The 17,399-nt window shown below is 43.2% G+C and carries 14 protein-coding genes; 2 read left to right on the forward strand and 12 right to left on the reverse strand.

The window, feature by feature from the left end; translation table 11 throughout:
- Window positions 1-131: 131 nt before the first annotated feature.
- On the forward strand, window positions 132-1,835 hold the full coding sequence (locus DEO27_RS18510; protein WP_112567054.1) for a M3 family oligoendopeptidase: 1,704 nt from the start codon (window positions 132-134) through the stop codon (window positions 1,833-1,835).
- A 149-nt stretch (window positions 1,836-1,984) separates the two neighbouring features.
- On the opposite strand, the gene DEO27_RS18515 is transcribed toward DEO27_RS18510, so the two are convergent.
- From DEO27_RS18515 to DEO27_RS18570, 12 genes are all read right to left on the reverse strand, one after another.
- On the reverse strand, window positions 1,985-2,992 hold the full coding sequence (locus DEO27_RS18515; protein ID WP_112567051.1) for a glycosyltransferase family 4 protein: 1,008 nt from the start codon (window positions 2,990-2,992) through the stop codon (window positions 1,985-1,987).
- A gap of 1 nt (window position 2,993) precedes the next feature.
- The gene (locus DEO27_RS18520; protein WP_112567048.1) at window positions 2,994-5,270 is read right to left on the reverse strand and encodes a glycosyltransferase family 4 protein; all 2,277 of its coding nucleotides are present in this window, start codon (window positions 5,268-5,270) and stop codon (window positions 2,994-2,996) included.
- Window positions 5,271-5,937: 667 nt separating this feature from the next.
- Entirely contained in the window at window positions 5,938-7,131 is a 1,194-nt protein-coding gene (locus tag DEO27_RS18525) for an aspartate aminotransferase family protein (RefSeq protein ID WP_112567045.1), read from the reverse strand.
- A gap of 330 nt (window positions 7,132-7,461) precedes the next feature.
- Complete coding sequence (locus DEO27_RS18530) at window positions 7,462-7,968, reverse strand: hypothetical protein (RefSeq protein ID WP_146749958.1); 507 nt, start codon at window positions 7,966-7,968, stop codon at window positions 7,462-7,464.
- A 16-nt stretch (window positions 7,969-7,984) separates the two neighbouring features.
- Window positions 7,985-9,016 (reverse strand): hypothetical protein, encoded by a 1,032-nt coding sequence (locus DEO27_RS18535; protein ID WP_146749957.1) that lies wholly within the window; start codon window positions 9,014-9,016, stop codon window positions 7,985-7,987.
- 63 nt (window positions 9,017-9,079) lie between these two features.
- On the reverse strand, window positions 9,080-9,634 hold the full coding sequence (locus tag DEO27_RS18540; protein ID WP_090531966.1) for an RNA polymerase sigma factor: 555 nt from the start codon (window positions 9,632-9,634) through the stop codon (window positions 9,080-9,082).
- Between the two features lie 31 nt (window positions 9,635-9,665).
- The gene (locus DEO27_RS18545; protein WP_112567036.1) at window positions 9,666-10,631 is read right to left on the reverse strand and encodes a transketolase family protein; all 966 of its coding nucleotides are present in this window, start codon (window positions 10,629-10,631) and stop codon (window positions 9,666-9,668) included.
- 102 nt (window positions 10,632-10,733) lie between these two features.
- Window positions 10,734-11,579, reverse strand: coding sequence for a transketolase (locus DEO27_RS18550; protein WP_090531971.1), 846 nt, complete (start codon window positions 11,577-11,579; stop codon window positions 10,734-10,736).
- A gap of 52 nt (window positions 11,580-11,631) precedes the next feature.
- The gene (gene bcp, locus DEO27_RS18555) at window positions 11,632-12,093 is read right to left on the reverse strand and encodes a thioredoxin-dependent thiol peroxidase (RefSeq protein ID WP_091221880.1); all 462 of its coding nucleotides are present in this window, start codon (window positions 12,091-12,093) and stop codon (window positions 11,632-11,634) included.
- A gap of 15 nt (window positions 12,094-12,108) precedes the next feature.
- On the reverse strand, window positions 12,109-13,830 hold the full coding sequence (locus DEO27_RS18560; RefSeq protein ID WP_112567033.1) for a M23 family metallopeptidase: 1,722 nt from the start codon (window positions 13,828-13,830) through the stop codon (window positions 12,109-12,111).
- Window positions 13,831-13,832: 2 nt separating this feature from the next.
- Complete coding sequence (locus DEO27_RS18565) at window positions 13,833-14,444, reverse strand: fumarylacetoacetate hydrolase family protein (protein ID WP_112567030.1); 612 nt, start codon at window positions 14,442-14,444, stop codon at window positions 13,833-13,835.
- A gap of 226 nt (window positions 14,445-14,670) precedes the next feature.
- Window positions 14,671-15,186, reverse strand: a complete 516-nt coding sequence (locus tag DEO27_RS18570; protein WP_112567027.1) for a T9SS type A sorting domain-containing protein — start codon at window positions 15,184-15,186, stop codon at window positions 14,671-14,673.
- A 197-nt stretch (window positions 15,187-15,383) separates the two neighbouring features.
- Between DEO27_RS18570 and DEO27_RS18575 the strand changes: the two genes are divergently transcribed.
- Window positions 15,384-17,333, forward strand: a complete 1,950-nt coding sequence (locus DEO27_RS18575; RefSeq protein WP_112567024.1) for a KUP/HAK/KT family potassium transporter — start codon at window positions 15,384-15,386, stop codon at window positions 17,331-17,333.
- Window positions 17,334-17,399: the final 66 nt, after the last annotated feature.

The following is a 17,399-nucleotide window of genomic DNA, read 5'->3' on the forward strand; positions in this document are numbered from 1 at the left end:
CGTGCCTCGCAATGACGTGGTGGATATACTTTTCGTTTATCAAATAAAACACATTTAAACGTGTATTATTTGCACATCTCCAACCATAATCTGCACATTTGCACATAAGCATATCTGCACATCTAAAAATTATGATCCACAAAAAAACAAGAACATATATCCCGGCTTCCATTGATATTAAATGGGAAACGCTTGAACCTTTTTATAAAGAACTGCTTGATCGTCCTATTCATTCGGTTGAAGAACTGGAAAAATGGCTGCGCGATAAAAGTGAGCTTGAGGCTGCATTGGAAGAAGATTTTGCCTGGCGCTACATCCGCATGACCTGCGATACTACCAGCGAGGAGCTGCTTCAGAAATTCCAATACTTTGCTACCGAAATTGAGCCTAAAATAGCCCCCTTCAGTAACGAACTCAATAAAAAGCTGGTTGCCAGCGAGTATGTTGACAAACTGGACAGCCATAAGTATTTCGTTTTCCTCCGTGCTGTAAAAAAAGCGTTGGAACTTTTCCGCGAGGAAAATATCCCGGTACAAACCGAGATCCAGGTTGAGCAGCAGAAATACCAGTCGATAACCGGTTCTATGTCGGTGCATGTTGACGATAAGGAGTTTACCTTAGAGCAGGCATTAGTATTTTTAAAAGGTACCGACCGTGTCAAGCGCCAGGAAGTTTGGGAAAAGATCACCAACCGCCGTTTACAGGATAAAGAAAAGCTGAACGAGCTTTTTGACCATCTGCGCAAGCTTCGTCATACAGTAGCTACCAACGCAGGTTTTGAAAACTTCCGCGATTATATGTTCCAGGCTTTAGGCCGTTTTGATTATACCCCGCAGGATTGCTACGCCTTCCATGCGGCTATCGAAACCGAAATTGTTCCAATACTAAGGGCCCAGGCCGAAAAGCGCCGTGAGGCTTTAGGTCTACCTGCCCTTAAACCATGGGATATGGATGTAGATATTTCGGGCAAGCCAGCGCTTAAGCCATTCCAAAATGGTGAAGACCTGATCGAAAAATCAATCCAGTGCTTCAGCAATATTAACCGCTATTTGGGAGAGCGTTTGGAGATCATGAAAGATAACGGCCTGTTTGATGTTGAAAGCCGTAAAGGTAAAGCACCAGGTGGCTACAACTATCCCCTGGCAGAAACAGGCGCTCCGTTCATTTTCATGAACTCGGCCAATACATTCCGCGATTTAACCACGATGCTACACGAAGGGGGCCACGCGGTACATACTTTCCTTACTGCGGACCTCGAGCTGAATGACTTTAAACATTGCCCATCTGAAGTCGCCGAATTAGCTTCTATGTCAATGGAGTTGATCTCGATGGATAACTGGAATGTTTATTTTGACAATGAGGAAGACTTGAAACGCGCCAAACGCGACCAATTGGTGGATGTACTGAAAACCCTGCCATGGGTAGCTGTTGTTGATCAGTTCCAGCACTGGATCTATACCAATCCTGGTCACACCGATGCCGACCGCACAACGGCATGGATCGAGATCTTTGAACCATTCGGCGCAAACTTTGCCGATTGGAGCGAACATCGCGAAGCATTGGCAAACTTATGGCAAAAACAACTGCACATTTTCGAAGTACCTTTTTATTACATTGAATATGGCATGGCCCAGTTAGGCGCTATAGCCGTTTGGAAAAACTATAAAGAAAACCCCGAAAAAGGTTTACAGCAATATCTTAACGCTCTTAAGTTAGGCTACACCAAAACCATCAAGGAAATTTATGAAACTGCAGGGATCAAATTTGATTTCAGCGCGGCTTACGTAAAAGAACTGGCGGAGTTTGTGAAAGCGGAGTTGGATAAGTTGAATTAAATAATTCGATAATACTTTATGTCATTGCGAGGAACGAAGCAATCGCATGCTTTACAGAGCGGCCGTGCTTCCGTGCGATTGCTTCGTTCCTCGCAATGACATATTTTTTATCACCACGGGTCACGCTTCGTTAAACCCGCGGCAGCTATTTATTTTGCCAATATCCTCTTATACAACGCCCAATAATCACTCACCATTTTCTCGCTCGAAAACTGAGCATTAGCCCAGTTGTAACAATCAATCCTGTTAATCTCACCAACAGCAGCAATCGCTTCCACCGCTTCATCAACACCATCAACCAAAAAACCGGTTTGTCTATCCTTAATCAGTTCCGGCATCGATCCGCGATTAAAAGCAATAACCGGTGTGCCGCAAAGCATGGCTTCCGCTACACTTAAACCAAATGGTTCATTAAAACTAATAGGATGTAACAAAGCATAAGCTTTCCCTAAAAGCTCCCTGCGCTTTTCAGGACCTGCATGACCAATGTATTCTATACCTGCCGAAAGCTGCGGTTCTATCTTTTCTTTAAAATATTTAGCGTCCTGCACTATGCCCGCTATCAACAACTTCCATTTACTTTTTTTGGCGATCTCGATAGCCTCTGACGTCCCTTTATCGGGATGGATGCGACCAAAATACAGCAGGTAATCATCCGGTTGCTCATAAAAATTAAAATCCCGGGTGTCTATGCCGTTGTAAACTGTAGCGAGATAATCCAGTTCCGGACTACGATCGGCATTGCTGATGGATACATAATGTCCCCTGCTGTTGTATTTTTTATATACCGGGATGATCTTTGGCGATGAAAAGCCGTGTATGGTAGTAATAACTGGTGTTTTGATCAAACCCGAATAGGTAAGCGGTAGAAAATCGAAATTATTATGGATGATATCAAACTGATCCGCTTTTTCCATCAGGTTACTGATGTGCAGGCATTCCAGCACTTTGGCATCTTGAGTTCGGTCTTCCTCGTAACCGGCGGCACAAATGGCATCAAGCGTACCTTTGGTTATGGAATCGCCGGTGGCGAAGAGTGTTACTTCTGCGCCCAGCTTAACCATACCTTCGGCTATGTTTGATGCTATTTGCTCCCATGGCCCGTAGTGCCTGGGCGGTGTGCGCCAGGCAACAGGGGCTAATACAGCTACTTTCATTTTAGCAGGTCTGTAATTTTTGACCGTACTTGTTATATTCGTATTCCAGCTCAAAAGCTTTCAATACGGTAAGGTGCGATATTAGGTAGGCCAGCGTACTCTCTGCCCCCTGGTTACGGTTTATGCCTCCCGGCAGCAAGCCGTCGCAACAGCCTTTAGTTTCATGATCGTAAAGTGGAGCGCGCAGGGTATTCTCACCTAAAAACCATTTATAGCTCAGGAACATTTTTTCGATATACTGCGGAATCCTGAAGGTTTGGTAAGCCTGGAAATGCATTAGTACCATAGCCATAGTTTCTATCGCTTGCTGATCAAACGTAGGGAAGGTACCACCACGGTAATACCAGCCGTCATTACCTACCGGGCTCAAATACCCGTTTGACAATGTAAGCTGATCAAGGAAAGCCATGGTTGCCAAAGCAATTTTCTTTGCCTCTTCATTTCCCGTTATCTCGCACGAATGCAGTAAAGCCAGCGGAAGAATGGCATTATCATAGGTCATCTTTTCTTCAAACCACTGCCAATCATCAGATTGAGTATTGTTGTACGCATCTATCAACGGCTGGGTTAAATTGGCTAATATCTTTACCATGCCCTCATCGGTAGGATAGACCTGCAGGTAAAGACTGATACCAATAATAGTATTGGCCATACCCCTCAAATGCTTCAATGCTGCGAAATGTGGCACGGATTTATGAAAGATCTCTAACGAAAATTCACGATATGAATTACTTGCGGCACAGCCAATTAAATGACCTAAGGCCCAAATTGTACGGCCAAATGAATCTTCAGATCCAACCTCATCCAGATATCGCCTGTCGAAACTCAGGAAGTTGCGAAAATTGCCATCATCGGTTTGCATGTAGTGGATATAGCTCAGGTATATTGGCAGCAATTCAAAAGCTTCCCGGCTTCCATTGCGTTGGTAAGCCATGAGTGCCATAATCAGCGCGCGGGCATTATCGTCCAAACAATAACCCTCTTTCAAATTTGGAATTCCATACTTGGCATGCTGCACGATACCGGTATCGTCGGTCAGGCGCAAAACATGGGTTAAACTGAATTTTGGAAGTATCTCCGGATCTACGATACTATTGCGAAGGATCTTGTCGCTAAAGTCATAACGTACCAATGATTCCTGAGCCACTTTAATAAACTCGGCACCAATTACCGGCCAGCGCAAGTGCAGGCCGTATTGGTAAGCATTCTCTTTTAACTCAGCAAGTACTCGATCCTGGTCAAGCAATTCGATAACCGTGTCGGCTAATGCATCTGAATTTTTAAAATCAAACAACCTGCCGCGTTTATCAGCCAGCAATTCGGTGGCATGCCAATACGGCGTCGAAACCACCGCCGCCCCTGCACCAACAGCATATGAAAGTGTGCCACTGGTGATTTGGGCTTCGTTCAAATATGGGGTTACATATATTTCACAGGCGGTAAGATAGTTCACCAGTTCTTCTTCAGAAACAAACTTGGCTATAAAAGCGAGATTTTTGGAAACGCCCAACTGTGCCGCAAGCGACTTCAGGTGATCGCGGTATTCCTCGCCCGAACTTTTAATAACGCCCGGGTGGGTATTGCCCAACACCACGTACATCACATCGGGATGTTTCTCAACTATTTTAGGAAGTGCTTTAACCACCGTTTCCAGACCTTTATTCCGGCTCAGTAAGCCAAAAGTGAGCATTACCCTTTTATTTTTGAATGATGAAAGATTCTTAACCGGGTTTTCAACCGGTGCTTCAACATCGGGTACGCCATGCTCTATGATCTGGATCTTATCGGCAGGGATTTCATAAATGTTAGTCAGAAACTCAACCGCACGTTTACTCATCACCACAATTTTTGAGGATTGCTCGGCTATTTCACGGATGATGATACGCTGCACATAGCTCGGATCTTTTAATATGGTATGCAGGATAGAGATTAAAGGCTTCTCCAGGCGATTGATCAGCGGGAGAATATAAATGCCGCTTTCGCCGCCATAAATACCAAATTCATGTTCCATAATGCATACGTCAGCATCACTGGTATTGATATAATTGGCGGCCCGGATATAATCCTTTTGGTGGTTTTGCCGGATAACATACTTCACCTCCTCCGGGTACTCGTATTCCTGTAAATTTTCCGAATCGTTAAGGGCAACAACAAAGCCATTTTGTGCCAGGTTTCGCCTTTCCGGAAAATTTGAGTTGATGGCGTGCATCAAATTATTATTAAATGTTGCAAGACCGCATTCGCGGGGAGGATAGGTTGATATATATGCTATTTTCATAAGTAGATTGTGTATAGATTCATTGCATTGATCTGCTTTACAAAATTTAATTAATTGTAAAAACAGAATGACTACAAAAAAGTGCAATAAGTGACCTGAATTATTGCTTCGGATACACACAAGGCACTATTTTCATAGATACAGGTATAAATGCACAAACTATACCAATTTAACTCAAACTATAATTCGGCGACAATTTTCAACAGTTGTAACAGGCAAGTTACAGGGAGGAGTTATTGTTATAAATGTTGTCATTTCGATAGAGCATGGCTGGGGGATTACGCGACGGGGCGAAAGAGAAATCTTATACGTCATGCAAATTCAAGCTGCATAGTTGCTTATCATATTGTATAAGATTTCTCCTCGTTCCTCGTTCGAAATGACATCGGGGTATTATATTCTTTATCTCGTATAAAAATCAATAGCCTCAATAATAACATCACAAGCTTTTTGTCCCCTCAGGGTCTCTCGGAGAGTACCCTGAGGTATACTGTAGGATGAGGAAAGTACACTTTATGTCATTTCGATAGAGCGGAGATGGGATTGCCTGGTGGGGCGAAAGAGAAATCTTATACGTCATGCAAATTCAACCTGCATAGTTGCTTATCATATTGTATAAGATTTCTCCTCGTTCCTCGTTCGAAATGACAACGAGGGGTTAATTCTTTTATTTATTCGTATAGAAATCAATCGCCTCTATAATCACATCACAAGCTTTCCTGATCTCATCTGGGGTAATAATGAGCGGCGGGGCCAGGCGCATAGAGTTGCTGCAATGCAGGAACCAATCGGTAATCACGCCGTTTTCGATACAGCGGTCAATTATTTTTTTATTAAGATCGAAGTCTTCTAATTCAGCGGCCATCATAAGGCCTTTGCCCCGAACCTGGTGTATGGCAGGGTGTACAAGCAATTCACGAAACAAGGCTTCTTTTTCTGCAACGGCAGATACAAGGTCATTATCCAGCAGAAATTCTAAGGCAGCCAAACCCGCCGCGCAACATACCGGGTGCCCTCCAAAGGTAGTGATATGACCAAGGATAGGATTTTCCTTCAGCGCATCCATAATCTGGTTTGATGAGATGAACGCTCCTATCGGCATTCCACCGCCCAGGGCTTTTGCAAGCAAGAGAATATCAGGTACAATATCAAAATGCTCAAAAGCGAAAAGCTTGCCCGTGCGCCCAAAAGCGGCCTGAATTTCATCCAGTATCAGCAAAGTGCCTGTTTGGGTACAGCGGGCACGTAAAGCTTTCATATAAGCCAAATCCGGCACTCGGATACCGGCTTCCCCCTGGATAGTTTCGATGATCACGCAAGCTGTTTGCTCAGTGATCAAATCCAGATCTTCAGGATTATTAAAGCGGATAAAGTTTACTCCGGGTAATAATGGTCGGTATGCCTGTTTAAACTCTTCATTACCCATTACGCTTAAAGCACCCTGGGTACTGCCATGGTAGGAATGATGGCAGGCTACAATCTGTTGCCGGCCAGTGAAGCGCTTGGCCAACTTTAATGCGCCCTCAACAGCTTCAGCTCCAGAATTGGTAAAATAAACCGATTGCAGGGTATCCGGCAGTACAGACACCAACTTTTCGGCAAAACGGACCTGCGGGGTTTGCACATATTCGCCGTATACCATCAGGTGGATGTATTTATCAACCTGCTCCTTTATGGCGTTAATAACATAAGGATTACTATGTCCTAAACTGCTAACACCAATGCCCGATATCAGGTCGATAAACGGTTTGCCCTCCGCATTGTACATATAAATACCTTCGGCACGCTCAAATTCAAGCAATAAAGGGAAATTTGTAGTTTGAGCGTTGTTGGCTAAAAAAAGCTGGCGAAGAGTTGTCATGATGTTTTGTTATAAGTATTAAGTCGCCTTTAGAAGTTATTGCCTAAATGGCGTCATTGCGAGGTACGAAGCAATCGCGAACTGTACAGAGCGGCTCTGCTAATCGGGGATTGCTTCGTACCTCGCAATGACGAGTAGTAGAACCCAGACTTACGAAGTTTTAAAAACTTCGTAAGTCTTAGATCCGCAATGACGCTTACTTAAATTTTAGCGACAAAGATAAACTAAAACAGATGGACGAAAATCCATCTGCAAATGTTATTTGAAATACTTTAGATTTTTAAGACAGTGAGGTAACTAATCTCTAAACTCCAACCTCTAATCTCTCCCCTAATTCCCCGCTCTTTCGCTGCGTTCGCTGAGTTGTTTGATGAGTTCGTCGTTAAATTCCTGCTCGCTTTTGTAAAGCACGCTCACCTTTTCGGGCGGGAGGATCTTGGAGAATGAATCACGGTAACGTTTACGGATCCCAACCAATTGGCTTTCGTAATAAATTTCTTTATCTATTTGCTCGGTACCGTTGGTTGATGAGGTTGAGTTGTTTAAACGCTTCAGGATGCGTACAGCAGTAAGCTCCTGCTGATATTGATTATAAAGCGGCCAGAATTTGGTCGCTTCATCATCGGTAAGATCAAGCTGGCGGCTGATATACCTGTTACGGGCAGCCTCAAGTCTTTTTCCCATAGCACCTTTTTTATTGCCATTAGGGCGAACGGGATTAAGCTCGGGCCTTGAGGGCGTTTGAGCCGGAACAAAGCGGTTAACCTGCCCCACAGCTTCATAGCCTATAGCCATAACAAATAGCACAATACAAATATGCCTGATCAATTTACTCATTAAATATTTCCTCTGTTTAATTATCTATATAATCCGACAGATCTTCGTCTGCATTACTTGTATTACTTTTTTGATTAGCATCCATCAGTGTACGGGTGTCGCTCGCGTCCATATGTAACTGAAGGTAGCTTTTTATTTCATCAACCGGAACTGATGATACCTGCTCGTGTAAATAAGAGTGGTTATGATCTGATGGCTGTAAATCTCCCCTGAAAATAACACCTACGCCAAGTATCAGGGCAAAACAAGCGGCTGTAGCATACCTGATGGTTGGTGATGACCAAAGCCTCCTTACCATACCTTTTTTCTGTACAGGCTTAGCTTTGTTAATGCTTACAACGTTATCAATCTCCTGCTCTTCTTCAATCTCCGCATTAACGGTTTTATCCAAAATGCGCTGGCTAAGCTGGTCGAAATAGTTTGCAGGTACTTCCAAACCTTCATGCTCCATATTCATGGCTTCCTCAACCGCTATACGGCTTTGGATATTGGCACTCAATTCCTCAAAATAATTTTCAGGAACGGTAAAGCCTTCATCGCCCATGGCCTCCTCCACCGCAATACGGCTTTGGATATTACCGCTCAGTTGGTCAAAATAATTTTCAGGAACCGTGAAACCTTCATCAGCCATACCCATGGCTTCCTCAACCACAATGCGGCTTTGGATGTTGCTGCTCAGTTCGTCAAAATAGTTTTCGGGCACCGTAAAACCCGCGCCCGCATCCATGGCTTCATCTACCACAATACGGCTTTGAATGTTGCTGCTAAGCTCATCAAAATAATTTTCGGGAACGGTAAACCCCGAATCACCTGCGCTAAAAGCACTTTCAATATTTATGCGGCTCCGGATATTGCTATTTAACTCGTCGAAGTAGTTTTCAGGTACCGTGTACCCTGCAGATGGATAGTTCTTTAATCCCTCAAGCCTTATGCGTGTTGTAATGTGCTGCGCCAACTCATGGAAATAGCCATCAGGCACCGTGAACGGGTTAGTCTTGCTAACCTGTTTCAGCGCGATGAAATCATCCAGCCATTCCCTATTGTCCATATCGCTTTTCATACACAACTATAGATTACTATTGTGCTAAAAGGTTTAACGTAAATTAAAAAATTAATCTCTGCCAAGCAAATGAGCTTCTATCTTTTTGACTGCCAGGTGAAAAGATGCTTTTAAAGCCCCCACGCTGGTACCCAAAACCTGCGACATTTCCTCGTACTTCATGTCTTCATAGTATTTCATATTGAAAACAAGCCGTTGTTTTTCGGGCAGGGTAAGCAATGCTTCCTGCAGTTTACGCTGCGCGGCGTCGCCGTTAAAATAGGTTGAGTCGGCCAGTGTATCGGCCAGCTCATAAGCAACATCATCCAACGAAACATTATTTTTTTGCTTTTTCTTATTCAAAAAAGTAATGCATTCGTTGGATGCTATCCTGTACATCCAGGTGTACAGTTGCGCGTCGTTTCTGAAACCAGCCAGGTTTTTCCAAACCTTTACAAAAACATCCTGAACCAGATCATCGGCATCGTCATGATCAACAACCATACGACGGATGTGCCAGTATATTTTCTGCTGGTATTTTTTCAACAACAGGTTAAATGCCTCATTCCGGGTCTTTTCGTCCTGAAACTTGCTTAATATCTCTGAATCTTCAACCTGTACCGACATTTTTAGAATTTTATTAATGTTAAAGGTTTAATTAACCTTTTTTGTTTTTTCTTTCTATCACCTTTTTAACCGCTGCCACAATATGCTCGGCATCTAAGCCGTATTTTGTCATCAGTTGTTCTGGTGTACCACTTTCGCCAAAGCTATCGTCAACAGCTACGTACTCCTGTGGTGATGGGTTGTGTACCGCAAGTACCTGCGCAATGCTATCACCCAAGCCACCTAAACGGTTATGCTCTTCGGCAGTAACTACGCAACCGGTTTTAGCAACTGATTTTAATACAGCCTCTTCATCCAGCGGTTTAATGGTGTGGATGTTGATGATCTCGGCATCGATACCCTGCTCAGCCAAGATTTCGCCGGCTAAAATAGCCTGCCATACCAGGTGACCGGTAGCAAAGATACTTACATCAGCGCCTTCGTTCACCATCCATGCTTTACCAATTTCAAATTTTTGATCAGGATCGGTAAAGATAGGAACAACCGGGCGACCGAAACGTAAGTAAACCGGGCCGTCATAATCAGCTATCGCGATAGTAGCAGCTTTGGTTTGGTTATAATCGCAGGTGTTGATAACGGTCATGCCTGGTAACATTTTCATCAGGCCAATATCTTCCAGGATCTGGTGGGTAGCACCGTCTTCGCCCAAAGTTAAACCAGCGTGTGAAGCGCAAATTTTAACGTTTTTGTTTGAATAAGCTACCGACTGGCGGATCTGGTCATAAACCCTGCCTGTAGAAAAGTTAGCGAAAGTACCGGTGAAAGGGATTTTACCACCGATGGTCATACCGGCAGCAATACCGATCATGTTAGCTTCGGCAATACCTACCTGTACAAAACGCTCAGGGAATGCTTTAATAAAATCGTTCATTTTTAATGAACCGATAAGGTCGGCACAAAGGGCAACAACCTGATCGTTTTTCTGGCCTGCTTCCAGCAACCCGGCGCCAAAGCCCGAGCGGGTATCTTTTTTATCTGTGTAAGTGTATTTTTTCATTTTGCCTACCCCTCCCCTCTTTCAAGGAAAGGAATTTGGATTTTAAATCGTGATAACTAAATTGATGTTTTTTTGACTCTCCCCCTTTAGGGGCCCGGAGGGCTAATAATCGCCCAGTGTTTCCTCTAACTGATCTAACGCCAGTTTAAGCTGCTCATCATTTGGAGCAACACCGTGCCATTTGTGGCTGCCTACCATAAAGTCGACACCATAACCCATTTCAGTATGCATCAGGATCATGATTGGTTTGCCCTGACCTGTGCGGCTTTTTGCTTCTTCAAGCACCCTAACCACATCGGCCATATCATTACCTTTCATATCCAATACATCCCAGCCAAAAGCTTCCCATTTAGCGCGAAGATCGCCTAATGAAAGTACTTGTTTGGTTGGACCATCAATTTGCTGACCGTTAACATCTATAGTCGAGATCAGGTTATCAACATGATTGTGAGGAGCAAACATCGCGGCTTCCCAAATCTGGCCTTCCTGGATCTCTCCATCACCATGCAGGGTAAACACCAATGATTTATCACCATTTAATTTTTTAGCAAGCGCGGCACCAATAGCTACCGATAAGCCCTGGCCTAATGAACCCGAAGCAATACGGATACCCGGAAGGTGCTCATGTGTAGTTGGGTGACCTTGTAAACGCGCGTTCAACTTACGGAAAGTAGCAAGTTCTGCTTTATCGAAGTAACCTGCGTGTGCCAGTGTGCTGTAAAATACAGGCGAAATATGGCCGTTTGACAGGAAGAAGATATCCTCGCCAACAGCATCCATATTAAATTTAGGATCGTGGTTCATTACCGAAAAGTACAGTGCGGTAAAGAAATCGGTACAGCCCAATGAGCCACCAGGGTGACCTGATTGGCAGCCATGTACCATACGTACAATGTCGCGCCTTATTTGTGACGCGGTTTTTTCTAATGTTTGTAAGTCTGCTTTCATTAATGGAATTTAGGAACTGCTAAAGTAGCTATTATGATTGTGTTTTTAACACTTATTTTACAAGATCAAGCACCTGCTGTGATGAGGCCTTAGTATCAACCTTGCTAATCACGTGCGTAATAACTCCTTCTGCATCAATTATGAATGTAGTACGTGCCGTACCCATGTATTTTTTGCCGTACATATTCTTCTCAACCCAAACGCCATAAGCTTCAACAATTTTAAGCTCATTATCGGCAATAAGTGTAAATGGCAGGCTGTATTTGGTTTCAAATTTTTTGTGCGATTTTTCATCGTCGGTACTTACACCTATTACTTCAAACCCTTTGCTTAAAAGCGACTGATAGTTATCCCTGAAATCGCATGATTCGGCGGTACAGCCTGGGGTATCATCTTTTGGGTAAAAATAAAGGATCACATTTTTACCTTTGTAATCGGCAAGGGATACTTCCTTACCGTTTTGGTCTTTAGCGGTAAAAGCGGGTGCTTTATCGCCTTCTTTTAATGTTGTCATGTTTTATTTAGGTACTTATCTGGAAAAATCGGCGGAAAATTCCGAAAAATTATTCTTGTTATCAACTAAAGTCAACTTAAACACGTGTTTACCGGGCGCAATATCGTTATTAAACGTGTAACTTAATATTTTACTTTTATAATCGTGCTCCATTAGCACCCATTTACCATCAATTGTGCCGGTATAGCTTTTAATGCCGGATAAATTATCACTCATCCTGAAGTTAATACTGCGTGCAGCCTTCATATTGCTCCCGTTTTTGATATTAAGCGGATGGATAACCGGTGCTACTGTATCTACCTTAATATAATAATCGCCAAAGGCACTCACCTGCGATATCACGTAACCATCCTTAAAATAACCTCCCTGGCAGCCTCCCCATGAGCTTACAATAACGGCTTTATCGGCATACTTGCCCAGGTCAACATCTGGCTTGATCCAGATCTCATAGCTATCATGAATAGGTGTTAAGTGGTTATGGATATGGTGCATGGCCGAATAAGCACCTGCTGGTTTGGCCGACACTGAATATTGAAAATCCAGATCATCATACAAATTACCCGGCATAATGATCACCTTCACCTTGTCGTTACTAAACTCGCTGCGCTTATCATAGTAAAACATGGTACCCGTAGGTTTTACAGGCTGAGGATTTGTAAACGGAGCCGATTTAACTTTCAGCTTCAGCGATGATGTATTGCCCGCAACATCTTTCACTACATATTCCACATCGTGGGTAGCATTGTCATCAAACGTGATGATACCGTTATTTACCGATTGCGGATACAACGAAATACGGCTTCCGGGCAGAATGAAACATTTCTGCATCCACCTGCGTGATGATTCGAAAGCTGGGTAATCGATATAAGCATTGATGGCATGGGTTTGATCAAACGCGAAACGCTCGACAGCGAAGGTGTATACCGTTTTACCATCCAGTTTTAGTTCGATAGAATAAACGCCGTTATGATTAAACGATGTGCTGTTCATATCGGTGGTGTTAATACCAAACCCGATATTGCCGCTTAGTTCCAGCGTTTGCGGTTTAATGAGATGGTAATTTCCTCCTGCACCGGTAACGCCTAAAAACTCTTTCGGTGTTTTTTCGCTGAAAGGTTTTCCATTAAGGTGATAGATCCCGATAGAAGTGATCGTCGGCGGTACTTTATCCGGAATGGTTAGCCCGAACAGCTGCGCGTTGATGGTTTCTTCGGTTTTGCTATCGCGGATCTCAAAATGCACATGCGGGCCGGCCGATGCGCCTGCATTACCAGAAATAGCCACAACCTCATCTTTTTTAACCGGAACCTGCGTTGGTGTCAGGTTAAAATCGGCTTCATAGGTTTGATGCTCGTACTGGTATTTTTTAACCAGATCAATAACCGCCGGGCTAAAACTTTCCAAATGGCCATAAACGGTTGTGTATCCGTTAGGATGGGTGATGTAGATAGCCCGTCCAAAACCGCCGAATTGCACACGTACCCTTGATATATAACCTTCGGCAGCGGCGTGTACAGGGTATCCGGTACGTTGATTGGTTTTAAAATCCAGGCCGGAGTGAAAATGCGAAGGCCTAAGCTCGCCAAATGAGCCTGCTGTGGTGGGAGGTGTAAGATCAAGCGGATACCTGAAATAGTTTTGCGGGTATTGCCTGCTTTGTATAATATCATTCTGTGCAAATGTGTTTGAATAAAGCGCTAAACACATTGCACTTGTAACCAATAGTTTTTTGATCATGCTTATTTAACGTAAAAATCAAGCATTTTCTCATCCTCAAGATATCCCTCAAGCCTGTCGCCGATTTTTACTTTTGATACACCCGGTGGGGTGCCGGTAAATATTAAGTCGCCCTTTTTAAGGGTGATGTATTTTGAAACAAAAGCGATGATGCTCTCGAACGAGAAAAGCAGATCGCGGGTATTGCCCTGCTGGCGGGTTTCGCCGTTGATATCCAACTTAAAGTTGATATCATAAACCGACTCAAACTTGCTTTTAGGCACAAAATTGCTGACAGGTGCAGAACCATCAAAAGCTTTGGCCAATTCCCAGGGCAATCCTTTTTCTTTATGACGGGCCTGAACATCGCGCGCGGTGAAGTCAATCCCCAAACCAATTTCTTCGTAATAGTTAGCGGCAAATTTTTCGCTGATATGCTTGCCTTCCTTGCTGATCTTTAAAACCAGTTCTATTTCGTGGTGAACATCTTCCGAAAAATCGGGATGGTAAAAAGGCTTGTTTTCTTTTAGCAAAGCCGTGTCGGGCTTCATGAAGATAACCGGAGTGGTAGGTACCGGGTTATTGAGTTCTTTGGCGTGTTCGGCATAGTTGCGGCCAATGGCAATAATTTTCATAAATGAACGCTATAATCGCCAAAGCTAAAAAATTTGATGGGTTTGGGAGAAGGTTTGTAATGTTGTATTAATTATTTGACGCTTTTTAAGCCAATGCCGTTGTTGGTGTTGTCACCAACAACTTTTCTTTCTATCCGTTTGTTGTCAGCACAAAATCATTTCAAGGCACAGAGTTGTTGGTGACAACACCAACAACGGCGGGGTGAAACTCAGAAATAGAAAGTCTTTAATTAATAACCGAAATCCTTTTAATAACCGATTCGGTGCCGGCTACTACGCGTACAAAGTAAAAACCGCGGACCAGCTTATTGCTGATAGGATAGTTCAGATTATGATCGCCAGATTCAACCCTTTGCGAAAACAGGGTGGAAATGTCGTTACCCAACACATCCATTATTTTAATGGTAACATTGGTATTGCGTGATATAGAGTATTTAAGATTGATCTGATCGGTAACCGGGTTAGGATACAACTGTACATCACTTAACAGTTTATCATCCGGTCTTGATACATTTAATTTAACATTTGAAGTAACAGCAGGTTTTAGCGGAGGAAGCGAAAGATGCAGGCCATTTTTTAAATAAGAGGTCTTGGTGCCCTTGGTTTTACCCCTGAGATACACGGTATCAGACTTCAGCGTATGGCCATCAACTACAAAGGCGAAGTTCATGAAAATTGCCATCGCAATCATCACGACCCAGGTGTAGGTGTAAACATAAGAATATGTAAAATTTCGCCTCATTATTTAGTATGATTCTACAAAAGTATAAATAATGCCCTCATCCCATTAAATATTAATGTTTTTGTAAAACTTTTTAACAAATTTTAACAAAATGTGTAACCTTATTGTACCATAGACACATTATTTCCTTATACGTTTAATCAGTATAATGGTTTAACCAAAAAAATTAATATTTTTGCCATCTCTAAATCATAAAAGTGTCAAATCATAAAGATCTGCATAAACTGTCGGCCGCTGGCTTCCTGATCAGTTTAGGAATAATTTACGGTGATATTGGTACCTCCCCACTATACGTATTTAAGGCCATTGTTGGCCAACGTCAAATTTCAGAAACGTTAATTCTTGGAGGTGTTTCGCTTATTTTCTGGACATTAACCTTGCAAACCACTTTAAAATATGTAGTGATCACGCTAAGGGCCGATAACAAAGGTGAGGGTGGCATTTTTTCGCTGTTCTCGTTGGTGCGTCGCAAAGCAAAGTGGTTAATTGTACCCGCGGTAGTGGGCGGTTGCGCACTGCTTGCCGATGGTATCATTACCCCGCCAATTACCATATCATCGGCTATTGAAGGTTTGCAAACTTATTACCCTAATTTACCAACTGTATATGTGGTAATGGCCATTATTACGGCCTTATTCATTATACAGCAGTTTGGTACATCGCTGGTGGGTAAAGCTTTTGGACCTATTATGTTTATCTGGTTTACCATGATGGGCTTTTTGGGTGTCACTTATATTGTGCATGATCCATGGGTTATTCGTTCCCTGAACCCGTACTATGCGTTTAAATTACTTACATCCAGCTCAAGCGATGGCGCATTTATTATACTGGGTGCCGTGTTCCTGTGTACCACTGGTGCCGAGGCCTTATACTCCGACCTGGGTCACTGCGGTAAAGCGAACATCCGTGTAAGCTGGATTTATGTCAAGATATGTTTGATCTTAAACTACCTGGGCCAGGCAGTATGGTTATTACAACGCAATGGTCACGTTATGGACCTTAACGCCCAAAACCCTTTTTATCAGATCATGCCAACCTGGTTCCTGATCTACGGTATCGGTATCGCTACCGTGGCTGCTATCATTGCCAGCCAGGCGCTTATATCGGGTTCATTTACCCTTATTGCCGAGGCTGTAAGGCTTAACCTTTGGCCAAAAGTGAGGATCAACTACCCATCTGAGCAAAAAGGACAGCTTTACGTGCCAAGTGTTAACTGGCTGCTGTGGGCAGGCTGTTTAGGTGTGGTGCTTATCTTCAAACACTCCGACAAAATGGAAGCTGCTTACGGTTTAAGTATTACCGTAGCCATGCTCATGACCACCATACTGGTATCTAAATTCCTGAAACGCAAAAAGGTACCAAACTACATTATCAATTTGTTTTTGGCCGTTTACTTACTTATTGAAGGCACCTTCCTTACCGGTAACCTGCACAAGTTTTTAGATGGCGGTTGGTTTACCCTATCAATAGGCTTCCTGTTGTTCACCGTAATGTGGACCTGGCATACGGCCCGTAAAATCAGGAACCGCTACGTTAAGTTTGTTGAGATAGAAGACTATTTTGATATCATTAAAGAATTAAGCTCTGACGAGAGCGTACCTAAATATGCTTCGCAATTGGTGTACTTAACCAGCGCTAATTTCAACTCGGAAATTGAATCAAAAATTGTTTACTCGATACTGCAAAAGCAACCTAAACGTGCCGACGTTTACTGGCTGGTACACGTTGACGTAGTGGATGAACCCTATAAACGCGAATATGAGGTTGACCACCTGGTACCAAACAAACTGATCCGCATTGACTTTAAACTCGGTTTCCGTGTTGAGCAGCAGATAAACCTGCTATTCAGGAAAGTAGTGGAAGACCTGGTTAAAAAAGGCGAGGTTGATATTACCAGTACTTACAAATCGCTAAATAAGCACAAAATAGTAGGCGACTTCCGTTTTGTGGTGATTGAGAAGATCTTCTCACGTTCGCATAACCTGTCGTTTGTTGAGCGCTTTATTATGGACTACTACAAGCAGCTTAAGAAAGTAAGTTTATCAGAAGAGCGCGGTTTCGGCCTCGATCTGAGCTTTGTAACAGTTGAGAAAGTGCCGCTGGTACTTGCCATACCCGAAGCAATTGAAATACACAGGGTTAATTAAACAGCCTTTTTAATATTGAAAGCCTTCCGGAAACGGGAGGCTTTTTTGTTTTGATATTAATTAACT

This window comes from Mucilaginibacter rubeus, assembly GCF_003286415.2.
In the GTDB taxonomy this organism is placed as follows: domain Bacteria; phylum Bacteroidota; class Bacteroidia; order Sphingobacteriales; family Sphingobacteriaceae; genus Mucilaginibacter; species Mucilaginibacter rubeus_A.

Excerpts from the sequence above, each read along its gene's own strand:
- DEO27_RS18510 (WP_112567054.1), top strand. The coding sequence starts at position 132 with ATGATCCACAAAAAAACAAGAACATATATCCCGGCTTCCATTGATATT.
- DEO27_RS18515 (WP_112567051.1), bottom strand. The coding sequence starts at position 2,992 with ATGAAAGTAGCTGTATTAGCCCCTGTTGCCTGGCGCACACCGCCCAGG.
- DEO27_RS18520 (WP_112567048.1), bottom strand. The coding sequence starts at position 5,270 with ATGAAAATAGCATATATATCAACCTATCCTCCCCGCGAATGCGGTCTT.
- DEO27_RS18525 (WP_112567045.1), bottom strand. The coding sequence starts at position 7,131 with ATGACAACTCTTCGCCAGCTTTTTTTAGCCAACAACGCTCAAACTACA.
- DEO27_RS18530 (WP_146749958.1), bottom strand. The coding sequence starts at position 7,968 with ATGAGTAAATTGATCAGGCATATTTGTATTGTGCTATTTGTTATGGCT.
- DEO27_RS18535 (WP_146749957.1), bottom strand. The coding sequence starts at position 9,016 with ATGGACAATAGGGAATGGCTGGATGATTTCATCGCGCTGAAACAGGTT.
- DEO27_RS18540 (WP_090531966.1), bottom strand. The coding sequence starts at position 9,634 with ATGTCGGTACAGGTTGAAGATTCAGAGATATTAAGCAAGTTTCAGGAC.
- DEO27_RS18545 (WP_112567036.1), bottom strand. The coding sequence starts at position 10,631 with ATGAAAAAATACACTTACACAGATAAAAAAGATACCCGCTCGGGCTTT.
- DEO27_RS18550 (WP_090531971.1), bottom strand. The coding sequence starts at position 11,579 with ATGAAAGCAGACTTACAAACATTAGAAAAAACCGCGTCACAAATAAGG.
- bcp (WP_091221880.1), bottom strand. The coding sequence starts at position 12,093 with ATGACAACATTAAAAGAAGGCGATAAAGCACCCGCTTTTACCGCTAAA.
- DEO27_RS18560 (WP_112567033.1), bottom strand. The coding sequence starts at position 13,830 with ATGATCAAAAAACTATTGGTTACAAGTGCAATGTGTTTAGCGCTTTAT.
- DEO27_RS18565 (WP_112567030.1), bottom strand. The coding sequence starts at position 14,444 with ATGAAAATTATTGCCATTGGCCGCAACTATGCCGAACACGCCAAAGAA.
- DEO27_RS18570 (WP_112567027.1), bottom strand. The coding sequence starts at position 15,186 with ATGAGGCGAAATTTTACATATTCTTATGTTTACACCTACACCTGGGTC.